The organism is Halorientalis salina (assembly GCF_005049285.1).
GTDB lineage: Archaea > Halobacteriota > Halobacteria > Halobacteriales > Haloarculaceae > Halorientalis > Halorientalis salina.
The window spans coordinates 429,693-442,961 of record NZ_SOSC01000001.1 but is presented as its reverse complement, the minus strand read 5'-3'; the positions used below and the strand labels follow the sequence as shown (position 1 = coordinate 442,961).

The following is a 13,269-nucleotide window of genomic DNA, read 5'->3' as shown; positions in this document are numbered from 1 at the left end:
ACGCCCCGCGTTTGCGCCACGGTCGTGCGATACGGATGCAAACGGTCCCCTTGCTACTTGGTCGTTCATTCCCTAGACCCGAAGGTGAGCGAGTCGCCACCGGATTTCGTCCGCGCGGATCGAGGGTCGGACCTCGTCGAGACGACCCTCGACCTGCTCGCCTACGACACGCAGAACCCGCCGGGAACCACCTGTGAGATCGTCGAGTACCTGACCGGGAGGTTCGCGGACCTTCCCGTCTCGGTCGACCGGGTGGCGTTGGATCCCGAGAAACCCAATCTGACAGTCACGGTCCCCGGCGAGCGCGAGGCGACGCTCCTGTACAACGGCCACCTCGATACGGTCCCGTTCGATCCCGACGAGTGGTCCGTCGATCCGCTCGGGGAACGCGACGGCGACCGTCTCTACGGCCGCGGTGCGACCGACATGAAAGGTGCCGTCGCAGCGATGGTCGAAACGATCAGTGCGTTCGGCCACGCGGAATCGAGGCCGCCGCTGACGCTCCAGTTCCAGTTCGTCAGCGACGAGGAGACCGGCGGCCGCGCGGGACTGGACGCGCTGGTCTCCTCGGGTGCGGTCGAAGCGACCGCCTGCGTCATCGGGGAGACCACCTGCGAGGGCGACCGCCACTCCGTGACCGTCGCCGACCGGGGGAGCATCTGGCTCACGCTCGCAGCGACCGGAGACGGCGCGCACGGCTCACGCCCGATGCTCGGCGTGAACGCGATCGACCGACTCTGGGCCGCCGTCGAAGACGTCCGCGAACTCCTCTCGGGCTACGACCTCACGTACGACCCAGCGGTGCGACCGATCGTCGACGAGTCGGTCGAGTACTACGCGCCCCGTCTCGGAGCCGAACGCGCCCGCGAGCTCTTCGAGCATCCAACTGTCAACCTCGGGACGATCCAGGGAGGCGAGGCGATCAACAGCGTCCCCGCGGCCGCGAGGGCCGAACTCGACGTCCGGCTCACGGCGTCCGTCGACACGCCAGCCGTCATGGCGGACATTCGGACGGTGCTGGCGGATCACGACCGCGTTCGCGTCGCCGACACGAGCTGTTCGATCGGTACGTACGAACCGATGGACAGTCCGCTCGTCGATTCGGTCCAGTCGGTCGCCAGTGCGGTCACCGGTGAACGCGTCTACCGCCGGAGTGCGACCGGCGGCGGCGACGCCAAGACGCTGCGGAAGGTTGGGATTCCAACCGTCGAGTTCGCCCTCGGGACCGAAACGGCCCACGCAGTCGACGAGTACACGACGGTCGACGCGCTGGTCGCCAACGCTGAGGTGTACACGCGACTGCCGTACGTGCTCGCCGAGGCGATGCCGTCCTCCGTCGCCTGACACTTATATCGGGCGCCCGTCAGGCTACGATATGGAACTCCACGCGCGGCAGATCGACATCGGTACCCGGACCCCGACGGTGATCTTACACACCGCGGACGCCCAGGAGCTGGGGGTTCACCCGCTCGACCGCGTCCAGATCGGACACGAAGAGGGCACTGCGATCGGCGTGGTCGAACTGACTGATGGACTCGTCGATCAGGGCGAGTTGGCAGCGACGCGGCCGCTCGGTCACATCGTCGGTGACGTGACCGTCACGATCGCCCCCAGTCCCAGCTCGGCGTCCTACGTCAGGAAGAAACTCGACGACGTCGAACTGGAAGCCGACGAACTCGACGCGATCGTCACGGACATCAAACACGACCGCCTGACGGACACCGAACTGACCGCCTTCGTCACGAGCATCTACACGAACGGCCTCTCCCGGGCCGAGATCGTCCACCTCACGGAGAGCATGGTCGACGCCGGCGAGACGATCACCTGGAACAGCGACCTCGTAGCGGACAAACACTCCATCGGCGGCGTGGCCGGGAACCGCGTGACGCCGATCGTCGTCCCCATCGTCGCCGCTGCGGGGATCACGATCCCGAAGACCTCCTCGCGGGCAGTCACCTCCGCGGCGGGGACCGCGGACACGATGGAAGTATTCTGCGACGTCGAGTTCGACATCGACGAAATCAGGGAGATCGTGGCGGCGACCAACGGCTGTATGGTCTGGGGCGGCGGCGTCAACCTCTCGCCGGTCGACGACAAGATCATCCGCGTCGAGACGCCGCTCTCGCTGGACCCGCCGGGACAGATGATCGCTTCCGTGCTCTCGAAGAAAAAAAGCGCAGGCTCGACGCGGGTCGTCATCGACATCCCCTACGGCGAGGGCGCGAAAGTGCCCAGTCTCGACGCGGCCCGGGAGATGGCCGAAGACTTCGACCGCGTCGGGACGGCTCTGGACATGTCCGTCGACTGTGCCATCACACGCGGGAACCAACCTGTCGGCACCGGCATCGGCTGCGGGCTCGAAGCCAGGGACGTCCTCGACGTGCTGAACGGAAACGGCCCCGAGGACCTCCGGCTGAAGAGCGTCAGCATCGCCGACATGGTCCTCTCCGCGTGCGGGAGCGACGAATCGGCCGCGGAGATCCTCGACGACGGACGCGCATTGGCGCGGTTCCGGGACATCATCGCGGCGCAGAACGGCGATCCCGACGTGACGACGGCCGAGCTCCCGATCGGATCCCACACCGCGACGATCACGGCGTCTCGCGGGGGCGTCGTTACCCACGCGAACAATCGACTCGTCAACGAGACCGCTCGGCGCGCCGGCGCACCGAAAGACCTGGGGGCCGGGCTCAGGCTCGCTGCGAAAACCGGTGACGCCGTCGACGAGTCGGACGAACTGCTGACGGTCTACGCCCACACCGCGGACAAACTCGACGAGGCCGTCCGGTTCGCGCGTGAGAACGACCCGCTTCGCGTGGCCGGACCCGACGAAGCGCTCGTCGAGCAGTACTGACCCCTAGGGCCGGAACTTCCCCAGAAGCTCGTAGTCCTCGTCCGGCGTGTACTGCCGGAACACGAGACTGTTGGCCAGCACGGAGACGCTGGAGAACGCCATCGCCCCGGCGGCCAACACCGGCTGGAGCAGCCCCAGCGAGGCCAGCGGTATCATCGCGGTGTTGTACCCCAGCGCCCAGAACAGGTTCTGCTTGATCTTCGCCAGCGTCCCGTCCGAGACGCGGATGGCCTTCAGCACGTCCACCGGGTCCGACCGCATCAGCGTGACGTCGGCGGCCTCGATAGCCACGTCCGTCCCGCTCCCGATGGCACAGCCGACGAAGGCCGCCGCCAGCGCGGGCGCGTCGTTGACCCCGTCGCCGACCATCATCGCCCGCTCGCCGTCGGCCTGGATCTCGTCGATGGCGTCGGCCTTGTCTTCGGGCAGGACCTCGGCGCTGACGTTCTCGGGCGGGATCCCCACTTGTTCGGCGACTGCTTCGGCCGTCCGCTCGTTGTCGCCCGTGATCATGTGGATCGACAGCCCGCGATCCTGCAGTTGGGCCACCGCCGCCTTCGCCGACTCCTTGATCGTGTCCGCGTCGGCGACGACCCCGACGAGACGACCGTCGACGGCGACCAGCATCGCCGTCTTCCCCTCGGATTCGAGTCGTTCCATCGCCTCTGCGGCCGGCCCCGGGTCGACGTCGTTGTCGGTGAGCAGTTTGCGGTTCCCGACGAGTACCTCGCCGTGGCTCGTGGTCGCGCGCACGCCGTGGCCCGGAATGTTCTCGAAGTCGCTGGGCTCCTCGGGCTCGATGCCGCGCTCGCGCGCTCCCTCGACGATGGCCTGGGCCAGGGGGTGTTCGCTGCCCCGTTCGGCGCTGGCCGCGGCGTCGAGGACGAAGTCCTCGTCGACGGCCTGGAGTTGGCCGCCGTCAGCGGCAGTACCACCGTCTGCCGCGGCACCGTCCACGACTACCACGTCTGTCAACTGCATCTCCCCCTCGGTGAGCGTCCCGGTCTTGTCGAAGACGACCGTCTCCACGTCGCGGACGCGTTCGAGGATGTCGCCACCCTTGAACAGGACGCCGTTGCGCGCGCCGATGGAGGTCCCGACCATCGTCGCCGCGGGGGTCGCCAGCCCCAACGCACAGGGACAGGCGATCAGCACCGCGCTGGCGAACACGACGACCGCGAACTCGAAGGCCGAAACCCCGCCACCGGCGATTGCGGGACCGCCGCCGACCAGCCCCCACAGCGGGAGCGCCTCGACGAAGCCCGCGAGCGCGCCGGGGAACAGGTACCAGACGGTCCCCCACAGCAGCGCGTTGGCGATGACCGCTGGCACGAAGTACGCGCTGATGCGGTCGGCGACGTTCTGGATGTCCGGCTGGCGGCTCTGGGCGTCCTTGACCATCGAGACGATCTGCTGGATCGCGGTTTCCGAGCCGATCTTCGTGGCCTCCACCACGAGGACGCCGTTCTGGTTGACCGTCGATCCGACGACCTCGTCGCCCTCGCCCTTGTCGACCGGGACGGACTCGCCGGTCACCATCGACTCGTCGACGGAACTCTCGCCGTCGACGACCTCGCCGTCCGTCGGAATCTTCTCGCCCGGGCGGACTTTCATCCGGTCGCCGACTTCGATGTCTTCGACGGGGACCTCGCGTTCGGTCCCGTCCTCCTCGACGATCGTGGCCGTGTCGGCCTGCATCGCCAGCAACTCGCGGATGGCCTCGCCGGCCTGGCCCTTCGAGCGGGCTTCGAGGTAGTTCCCCAGCGTGATGAACGTGAGGATGAGCGCCGCCGTGTCGAAGTACAGTCCCTCGGTGGCGATGAGGCCGATCAGTGCCGCGACGCTGTAGAAGTACGCCGTCGAGGACCCCATCGCGATGAGGACGTCCATGTTCGCGCGGCGGTTCTTCACGAGCGCCGTGTAGGAGTTCTCGTAGAACTCCCGCCCGAGGAGGACCTGGACCGGCGTCGCCAGCAGGAAGGCGACCCAGCCCATCGGGATCGGACCGACCGACTCGGGGAGGACGCCCAGCGAGAGCAACTCGACGGCCATCATGGCTACGAGCGGGAGCGAGAGCGCCGCACCGAACAGCGTCAACCGCTTCTGGCGGGCGATCTCCTCGTTGCGAGCCATGTCCTGTCGGTCCTGGGACGACCGGCCGTCGCTCTTTTCGTCCCCGGTCTCCGAATCGCCGCGGATCGGACTGTAGCCCGCCGCCTCGACAGCGTCGTACAGTGACGACACGTCCGTCTGGGCGGGGTTGTACTCGACCTGTGCCTCGTCGGTCGCGTAGTTCACCGTCGCGTCGATGACGCCCGGCGTGTCCAGCAGCGCCTCCTCGTTGGTCGACGCGCAGTTCGAGCAGGTCATGTCCGTGATACCGAACGTGACCGACTCCCGAACCACGCCGTAGCCCGCGTCTTCGACGGCATCGAAGATCGAAGCCAGCGCCGTCTCGTCGGGGTCGTACTCGACCGTTCCCTCGTCGGTGGCGTAGTTGACGGACACGTCCGAGACACCGGGGAGCTCGCCCACGCGCTCCTCGATGGTCCCGGCGCAGTTCGCACAGCTCATGCCCGTCAACTCCAGCCGTGAGCGCCTGATTGTCATTCTTGTCTCTGTATAGTGGCCCCACGTTCAAGCGGTTTGCTCCTTCGAATATGTTGTCGTCACCGGCCGATATCTTCGGTTCGAAGACGAAATCGCGGTGTGAGCGAACTATTTTAATCGGCCGGCGACGGTCCGTGCCACTCCGGAACTTAATGGTTAACACGCTGGCACGTGATTGGTGGAGTGAATGCGGTGGCACAGTGTGTCGGCCGACGCCGTTCGCGAGGAGGTTGGAACTGATGCCGAGGGGTTGTCGAGTGCGGAGGCGCGACGCCGACTCGACGAGCACGGCCCGAACGAGATCCAGTCGGGGGAGTCGGTATCGCCCCTGGCCGTGTTCGTCGCGCAGTTCCGCGACGCGCTCGTCTACCTCCTGATCTTCGCCGCGTTGCTGGCGGTCGCGGTCGGCTTCCTGCCGGGCCAGGAACCCGAGTACGTCGACGCCGGCCTCATCCTGCTCATCCTCCTGGCCAACGGGGTCTTCGGCTTCGTCCAGGACTACCGCGCACAGCGATCGATCGAGGCGCTCCGCGAACTCGCCTCGCCCGACGCCACGGTGATCCGGGACGGCGAGCGCCGGATCGTCGACGCGCGCGAGGTCGTTCCGGGCGATTTGATCGTGATCGAACAGGGTGACGCGATTCCGGCCGACGCGCGCGTCGTCGAGACCACGGGCCTGGAGGCGAACGAGTCGGCGCTGACGGGCGAGAGCGGTAGCGTCGCCAAACGCGCCGACGCGCTCCCCGACGAGACGCCCCTGGCGGAACGCGAGAACATGGTCTTCATGAACACGACCGCGGTTCGGGGTCGCGGCCGGGCCGTCGTCGTCGGGACCGGGATGGACACCGAGGTCGGAGAGATCGCCACGCAACTGGGCGAAGTCGAGGAGACCGAGACGTCGTTCCAGTCCGAGATCGACCGCCTCGGGACCCAGATCGGGGCCGGCGTCCTCGCACTCATCGCGCTCGTGGCGGCCACCCAGTTCCTGCTGACCGGCACCGATCCGATCACCGTCCTGCTGGTCGCGGTGACCCTCGCCGTCGCCGCCGTCCCGGAGGGGTTGCCCGCCGTCGTCACGTTCACGCTGGCGCTCGGGTCGCGGACCTTGCTGGAGAAGAAGGCGCTCGTTCGCCGCCTCCCGGTCGTCGAGAGCCTCGGCTCGGTCGACGTCATCCTCACCGACAAGACCGGCACGCTCACCGAAAACCGGATGACTGTCACCCGGGCGTTTGCCGACGAGACGGTCTTCGAAACGGACGCTGACGACGACGGACGGGCCTTCCAGACCGACGGCGAGGACGCGCTCGAGGCGGTCCTGCGTTGCGGTGGGGTCTGTAACAACACCGAACCTGCGCCCGAGGACGAGGACGCGGCCTACCACGGTGACCCCACCGAGATCGCCGTCTACGAGGCGGCCGTCGAGGCGGGGGTCGATACGAGCGGCGAGCGACTTCGCGAGATCCCCTTCTCCTCGGAGCGCAAGCGGATGACCGTCGTCGTCGACGAGGACGATCCGGTCGCGTACATGAAAGGTGCGCCCGAGCAGGTACTCGAACACTGCGAACGCATCGTCGTGGACGGGGAGCCGGTCGCCCTGACCGACGAGCGACGGGCGGCGATTCTCGAACGGACGGAGTCGTTCGCCGCGGACGCACTGCGAGTGCTCGGGTTCGCGCGCAAGACCGTGCCGGACGCCGAGGCCCCCGACGCCGAGATCGAGTCGGGCATGGTGTTCCTGGGCCTCCAGGGGATGATCGACCCACCGCGACGCGAGGTCGAGGACGCGGTCGCGGACTGTCGACGCGCCGGCATCGACGTGGTCATGGCGACCGGCGACAACCTCGCCACCGCTCGCGCCATCGGCGAGCAGATCGGCTTCGATCCGGACGGCGCGATGACCGGCGGGGAGTTCGCCGCCCTGTCCGAGCACGAACGGGCCGAGGCCGTCGAGGACGTGGAGGTGTTCGCCAGGGCCGAGCCCGAACACAAGGTCACCGTCCTCCAGACCCTGCAGGAGAACGGCCACGACGTCGCGATGACCGGTGACGGGGTCAACGACGCGCCCGCGCTCCAGGGGGCTGACGTGGGCATCGCGATGGGCCAGCGCGGGACCGACGTGGCGAAACAGGCCTCGGACATGATCCTCCAGGACGACAACTTCGTCACCATCCGGGACGCCGTCGAGACCGGTCGCGGCATCTTCGACAACGTGCGCACGTTCGTCAACTACCTCCTGTCGGCCAACGCCGGCGAGGTACTGGTGGTCTTTTTCGGCGTCCTGCTCGGGAGCCTGCTGTTCCCGGACCTGTTCGAGGGGAGCGAGGCCGTCGGTCTGGTGTTGACGCCGGTCATGTTGCTCTGGGTGAACCTCGTCACCGACGGGTTGCCCGCGCTGGCGCTCGGGGCGGACCCGACGGCGCCGAACGTGATGGACCGGCCGCCGCGGGGCCGGGGAGAGCCGATCATCGACCGGCGCGTGCTCGCGTCCATCCTGGCCATCGGCGTCGTGATGACCGTCGTCGGGCTCGGACTCTTCTTCGCCCGGCTCGCCGCGACGGGCTCGCTGGTGCGCGCACAGACGACGCTGTTTACGTTCCTCGTGGTCATCGAACTGGCTCGCATCCAACTCATCCGCCGCCGGTACGGGAAGTCGCTGCGCTCGAACCCCTGGCTCGTCGGTGCCGTCGCGCTCACGCTGGGACTGCAACTGCTCGTCCTCTACACGCCGCTGGCGGACCTCTTCGACGTCGTCCCCCTCGCGCTGGAAGCCTGGGGTTGGCTCGCCGGCGCGTTCGTCGTCTTCGTCGCGCTGAACTCCCTGCTCGTGGTGGCGCTGGACGCGGCGCTTCCCGCTAGCCGGGCAGCAAGACGTTGATGACGGTGACGACGACGCCGGCCAACCCCATCCGCAGGCCCGCCACGACCCACGACTGGCCGGATATATCACCCATGTAGGCACCGAACAGGAACAACAACAGGACGCCGATGAGGACCGCCAGGGCGGTGGCCTCGAACATCGTGATGACTGCGGGTGCGAACAGGTACGCGCTGATGGGAAACAGGATACCGATCAGCGGCCCGATGCCACTCATCGTTGCGTGTTTGACCCGGTCTCGCCGGTTCTGTTCCTGAACTCGGGTGTCGCCGAGGTCGGTCAACATCGCGGCCTCGACGTCCCGGCGTTCGATGCGTTTCTCGGCGCGCTCGATCTCCCAGACGCTCCAGACGCCCGACGTGCTCAGCCCGACCGCCGCGCCGATCCCGACGGTAACGACGGTGGCACCCTCCGAGACGCCGGAGAGATACGAGCCGACGGCGACGCCGGTGCTGGTCAGCGTCCCGTCGAACCCGTTGGAGACGAAGTAGCGGCGGGAGATGGCGTCGAACAGCGACCCGACCCGCTCGCGAATCGACGGTCCCGCCATCTCAGTCCTGGGGCGTTTCGCCGGCTTCGATCAGCGTCTCCCCACAGGCGAACTCGTCGATGGAGTGGACGCTCGCCCCGAACTCGTCGACGGTCGACCTGACAGCGTCGTAGTCGATATCCTCGCCTTCGAGGGTGAGTTTCACGTTTTCGACTTCCCGATCACTTTCGACGAGCGAGACGTTCACGCCCTCGACCCCCGGACAGTCGGCTACCCCGTCCGCGAGCGCGGGGACGGCTGGTTCGTGCGGTTTCAACACGTCGAGGACGAGCCGACGGATCTGAGCCATACGGGAGAGTTTCACCGCTCCGAAGAAAGTTCCAGGGGTTCAGAACGCGGCGGTATATCTGCCGGCGTCAGGAATCGGCACCCTCGCGTAACTCTTCGAACTGGTCGACGAACCGCGATTTACAGGACGAACAGCAGAACTGGTAGCGGGTTCCGTCGAGGCGAGCCGTTTCACCCTCGGTCGTCACGGTGTTCCCACACTCGGCACAGGACGCTGCGAGTTCCGCGTCGCCGATCGAGGGCGTCCAGGACCTGTCGGTCAACAGGTCGACCTCGTAGCTGACGACGGCTTCCACGTCGACCGTCGATTCGAGCAGCGATTGAACGTCGGCTTCGGGCACCGTTGCCGTGGCGACCACGCGCTCGTCGGCGGTCGCGAACACGTGTTCGGTGATCTCCCCTGCCGACAGTGCTGACCTGACGGCCTCCGCGTTCCCCGGTTCGACCTGTACGTCGACGAGGACGGGGACGCCTTCCCGGAGCATCGACCGGTCGATGTCCACAGTGAACCCCCGTAGGAGACCCAGTTCCTCCAGTCGGTCGATACGGTCCGAGACCGCCGGCGGCGAGAGATCGACGCGTTCCGCGATGTCGCTGTAGGGTCGCCGCCCGTCGTCGAGTAACAGCGACAGGATCTCTCGATCGGTGTCGTCGAGTCCCCGCATTACTCTATGTCACCGAAGGCGGTGGCCCGGCAAAGCGCTTGTGGCTATCACGGTATCCACTCACTCGCCTCCGACTGCATCGCAGAACGTTCATCGGGTTCGGGGTGTAACCCCCGCTTGTGTACCGCGCTGGCCACCTCGGCGTGTCACTGCTGGTGTACGCCCCGCTCGGGTTCGCCCTGGTTTTGCTGGGTCGATCCGACCTCGCCGTCCTCGGCGAACTCTGTATGCTCTCGCTGGCGACCCTTCCCGATACCGACCACAGCATCCCGTTCGTCTCCCACCGCGGCTCGACCCACACCGTCGGGTTCGCGCTGCTCGTGGGCCTGGCAGCCGGTGCCGTCGGGTGGGTGTTCGGCGGGCAAGCCGTCGGGATGTCCAGCGAACTCGCCGTGTTCGGGTTCGCTATCGGGACCCTCGCTATTCTCGCCCATTTGCTCGGTGACGTGCTCACCCCCATGGGCATCGCACCGTTCTGGCCGCTCTGGAACCGACGGTTCACCCTTCGAGTTACGCGTGCGGACAACACCATCGCCAACTTCTCCCTGTTCGGCCTGGGCGTGTTCGTCACCGCCGGGCTGATACTGGCGACGGAAGTCCTCTGAGGTCGGAAACTCAGCTCTTCAACGGCGAGAGCGCCGACGGCGGCACCAGCGTCCGGACTCCCCTCCCGAGCAGGTAGCCGACGAGGCCAATGCAACCACCGTACAGAACCGCCATTTCGAGCGGGAAGGTCGCTGCGTACTGTGGGGTTATCGACGAGGAGAAATGGTTGACGGCCCAGCCGAACACGGGGCCGCCGGCCAGGAACGCGGTCGGGGCCAACCCGGCTCCGACGTACGCACTCAGTGCCGCCAGTCCGACGAGAACGGCACCAGCGGTGACGGCTATCGGCCCGATGCTGCCGTCATAGGTCGGTAGCGCGTACTGTATCTGCAGGTACGTGTCCGTCGCGGCGACGCGTCTCGCCGTGACGACGGCAGCCACGACGGCGAGGGCGATCACCGCGACAGCGCTCGCCGGCCGGCCGACGAGTCGCCCGGCCACCGCATCTGCAACTGTTCGTACCCTCGGACGGGCTCGGTGTTCCGCGATCTTCATGTGTCCAGTCGAGCGTTCTCCGGGAATTGTTGTAATATTGAGCAAAGCTAAAACGGTTGTTGTAGTCACCACCGGTCGACGGAACCGTCGTTTCGGGAACGGTCACCGGCTCGGAAGGTCCCGCACTCGGGAAAGAACGGGGCTGAAAGATGTCAATCTCGGAGCCAGACTTAATACCCTGCCCGGTGTGCCTGTTAGTTGCTAACATGGAAGTATATCAAGGCGAACCCCTCCGACACATGGGCGACCTCCTCGCGATGGCCGCCCACCGGTACGAAGACCAGCCAGCGTTCGTGTCCTTCGGTCAGACGCGGACCTACGGCGAGGTCGACACGCGGGCGAACAAAGTCGCGAACGTGCTCGTCGATGAGGGCGTCGAACCCGGTGATCGCGTCGGCCTGTTCGTCCCGAACACGTCGCAGTTCCCCGAATCCTACTTCGGTGCAATGCGTGCCGGTGCCGTCCCGGTTCCGCTGAACCTGCGGATGGACCCGGAGACACTCGTCTACGTGGTTCAGAACGCCGAGGCCGACCACGTCATCGCGTCGCCGCTGCTCGCGGACGAAGCCCAGAACCTCGCGGCGGCCGCCGAGGTCGGGACGCTCCTGCTGGGGGGCGTCAGCGGCGACGGGATCGTCAACTACTCCCACGCGATCGACGACGCGAGCGGTGAGTTCGAGCGCGTCGAACGGGCCTACGACGACGTGGCCTGCCAGCCCTACACCTCGGGGACGACCGGCAATCCGAAGGGCGTCCTGTTGACCCACGAGAACCTGCTGTCGACCATCGAGGCCTACGACAACGGCGGGCTGGCTATCGACCCGGAGGACAACATGCTGCTCGTCCTCCCGCTGTTCCACATCTACGCGCTGAACGCCATCATGGGTTCGTACATCTACAACGGCGGGACGATGGTTCTCCAGCCACAGCCCGAGGCAGTCCCGATGTTGGACGCCATCGAAGCGCACGACATCACGCAGTTCGCCGGCGTCCCCGCGATGTACACGATGATGTGGCGCGAGTACCGCGAAAGTCCAGACGAGTACGACCTCTCGTCGCTGGACGAAGTCACCTGTGCCGCCGCGCCGCTGGCCGACGAGGTTCGCCGAACCATCGAGGACGCGTGGGACGTGCCGATGGGCGAAGGCTGGGGGATGACAGAGACGAGCCCCGCGGGGACGCTCGAACCCCTGCGTGGCGTCCGGAAGGAAGCCGGCTGTATCGGGCCGGTGCTGGGCGACATGGACATCAAACTCGTCGATCCCGACACGCGGGAGACCAGGATCTCGACCGACCAGCTCCACCCGAGCGTCGACGACGACATCGACTTCGAGGACGAGGACGCCGTCACCGGCGAGATCGCGATCCGCGGCCCCAACGTCTTCGAGGGCTACTTCAAACTCCCCCAGAAGACCGAGTCGGTGTTCGACGACGAGGGCTTCTTCTACACGGAGGACATCGCCCGCGTCGACGAGGACGGCTACTTCTGGATGGTCGACCGCGCTGACGACATGATCATCGCCGGCGGGGAGAACATCTACCCCGCGGAGGTCGAGGACGCCCTCTACGAACACCCGGACGTGGCCGAAGCCGCCGTCGTCGGCGCACCACACGAGGTCAAGGGCGAAGCCCCGGTCGCCTTCGTCGTGTTGGAAGGGGACAGCGATCTGACCGAGCGGGACCTCCGGGAGTTCTCGCTCGATCACGTCGCGAGTTACGCCCACCCCCGCCGCGTCTTCTTTGTCGACGAACTGCCGCGCAGCGCCACCAAGAAAGTCCAGCGCTACAAACTCGAAGAAGAGGTCGACGAGCGCCTCGACGACCCGATCCAGTCGACGGACGAGGAGCTGTAGCTACCCGGTAGCGGTCAAGAGAACTGGAAGGCGAACCGATTGGTGTGCAGACCTCAGAACTCGCCCTGGTCCTCGAGCTCCTCGAGGATGTCGTCGACGAAATCCGCTGCGGAGTCGTAGGGGAACTCCCCGCCGCTGAGCTTCGTGTTGAGCTCCATGGCCGTCATGGAGAAGTCGCCGGACTCGAACTTCGTGGACGGGCCGTTCGGGAGTGCCGGAACGAGGTCCATCGGCGAGGAAATCGGGTAGTCTGCACCTTCGAACGCTTCGATCATCTGCTCTCGGAGGTCATCCTTGTCTGCCATAGTACATGACATCCATTGTCCACTGGTATTAAAAAACATTCGAGTTTGCCAACTGAACACATTGTTTGTAGTTTATTCTCGCCCACCGTACTCACAGGCCGCGAATCGTTCGATATTTCCGAGTTCGACCGCTCTCACGGCCAACACTCTGATTCCAACGTTGGAAAA

General features: G+C 66.4%; 11 protein-coding genes. 5 read left to right on the top strand and 6 right to left on the bottom strand.

All coding sequences use genetic code 11. The features are described from left to right. Nucleotides 1-84: 84 nt before the first annotated feature. Nucleotides 85-1,344: a M20 family metallopeptidase gene (locus E2481_RS02350; protein ID WP_136715514.1), complete on the top strand. Its 1,260-nt coding sequence runs from the start codon at nucleotides 85-87 to the stop codon at nucleotides 1,342-1,344. 31 nt (nucleotides 1,345-1,375) lie between these two features. Continuing rightward, nucleotides 1,376-2,854, top strand: a complete 1,479-nt coding sequence (locus E2481_RS02345) for an AMP phosphorylase (RefSeq protein WP_136715513.1) — start codon at nucleotides 1,376-1,378, stop codon at nucleotides 2,852-2,854. A gap of 3 nt (nucleotides 2,855-2,857) precedes the next feature. Here the strand turns inward: E2481_RS02345 and E2481_RS02340 are convergent, their stop codons facing one another. Further along, nucleotides 2,858-5,464, bottom strand: a complete 2,607-nt coding sequence (locus tag E2481_RS02340; protein ID WP_136715512.1) for a heavy metal translocating P-type ATPase — start codon at nucleotides 5,462-5,464, stop codon at nucleotides 2,858-2,860. A gap of 187 nt (nucleotides 5,465-5,651) precedes the next feature. Between E2481_RS02340 and E2481_RS02335 the strand changes: the two genes are divergently transcribed. Beyond that, nucleotides 5,652-8,339 (top strand): cation-translocating P-type ATPase, encoded by a 2,688-nt coding sequence (locus tag E2481_RS02335; RefSeq protein ID WP_136715511.1) that lies wholly within the window; start codon nucleotides 5,652-5,654, stop codon nucleotides 8,337-8,339. Here E2481_RS02335 and E2481_RS02330 read toward each other — a convergent pair. From E2481_RS02330 to E2481_RS02320, 3 genes are all read right to left on the bottom strand, one after another. Further along, nucleotides 8,317-8,889 (bottom strand): VIT1/CCC1 transporter family protein, encoded by a 573-nt coding sequence (locus tag E2481_RS02330; RefSeq protein ID WP_136715510.1) that lies wholly within the window; start codon nucleotides 8,887-8,889, stop codon nucleotides 8,317-8,319. The two genes, E2481_RS02335 and E2481_RS02330, sit on opposite strands and share 23 nt — an antisense overlap. Nucleotide 8,890: 1 nt before the next feature. Next, complete coding sequence (locus E2481_RS02325; RefSeq protein ID WP_136715509.1) at nucleotides 8,891-9,178, bottom strand: DUF211 domain-containing protein; 288 nt, start codon at nucleotides 9,176-9,178, stop codon at nucleotides 8,891-8,893. 67 nt (nucleotides 9,179-9,245) lie between these two features. Further along, nucleotides 9,246-9,842: a winged helix-turn-helix transcriptional regulator gene (locus E2481_RS02320; protein ID WP_136715508.1), complete on the bottom strand. Its 597-nt coding sequence runs from the start codon at nucleotides 9,840-9,842 to the stop codon at nucleotides 9,246-9,248. A gap of 119 nt (nucleotides 9,843-9,961) precedes the next feature. Here E2481_RS02320 and E2481_RS02315 point away from each other — a divergent pair, with 119 nt between their 5' ends. Next, nucleotides 9,962-10,447: a metal-dependent hydrolase gene (locus E2481_RS02315; RefSeq protein WP_136715507.1), complete on the top strand. Its 486-nt coding sequence runs from the start codon at nucleotides 9,962-9,964 to the stop codon at nucleotides 10,445-10,447. 10 nt (nucleotides 10,448-10,457) lie between these two features. Here the strand turns inward: E2481_RS02315 and E2481_RS02310 are convergent, their stop codons facing one another. After that, nucleotides 10,458-10,889 carry a hypothetical protein gene (locus E2481_RS02310; protein WP_136715506.1) on the bottom strand — a complete coding sequence of 144 codons (432 nt, stop codon included), beginning with the start codon at nucleotides 10,887-10,889 and terminating at the stop codon, nucleotides 10,458-10,460. A gap of 260 nt (nucleotides 10,890-11,149) precedes the next feature. Between E2481_RS02310 and E2481_RS02305 the strand changes: the two genes are divergently transcribed. Further along, nucleotides 11,150-12,796 carry a class I adenylate-forming enzyme family protein gene (locus tag E2481_RS02305; RefSeq protein ID WP_136715505.1) on the top strand — a complete coding sequence of 549 codons (1,647 nt, stop codon included), beginning with the start codon at nucleotides 11,150-11,152 and terminating at the stop codon, nucleotides 12,794-12,796. A gap of 53 nt (nucleotides 12,797-12,849) precedes the next feature. On the opposite strand, the gene E2481_RS02300 is transcribed toward E2481_RS02305, so the two are convergent. After that, nucleotides 12,850-13,101, bottom strand: a complete 252-nt coding sequence (locus E2481_RS02300; protein WP_136715504.1) for an MTH865 family protein — start codon at nucleotides 13,099-13,101, stop codon at nucleotides 12,850-12,852. Nucleotides 13,102-13,269: the final 168 nt, after the last annotated feature.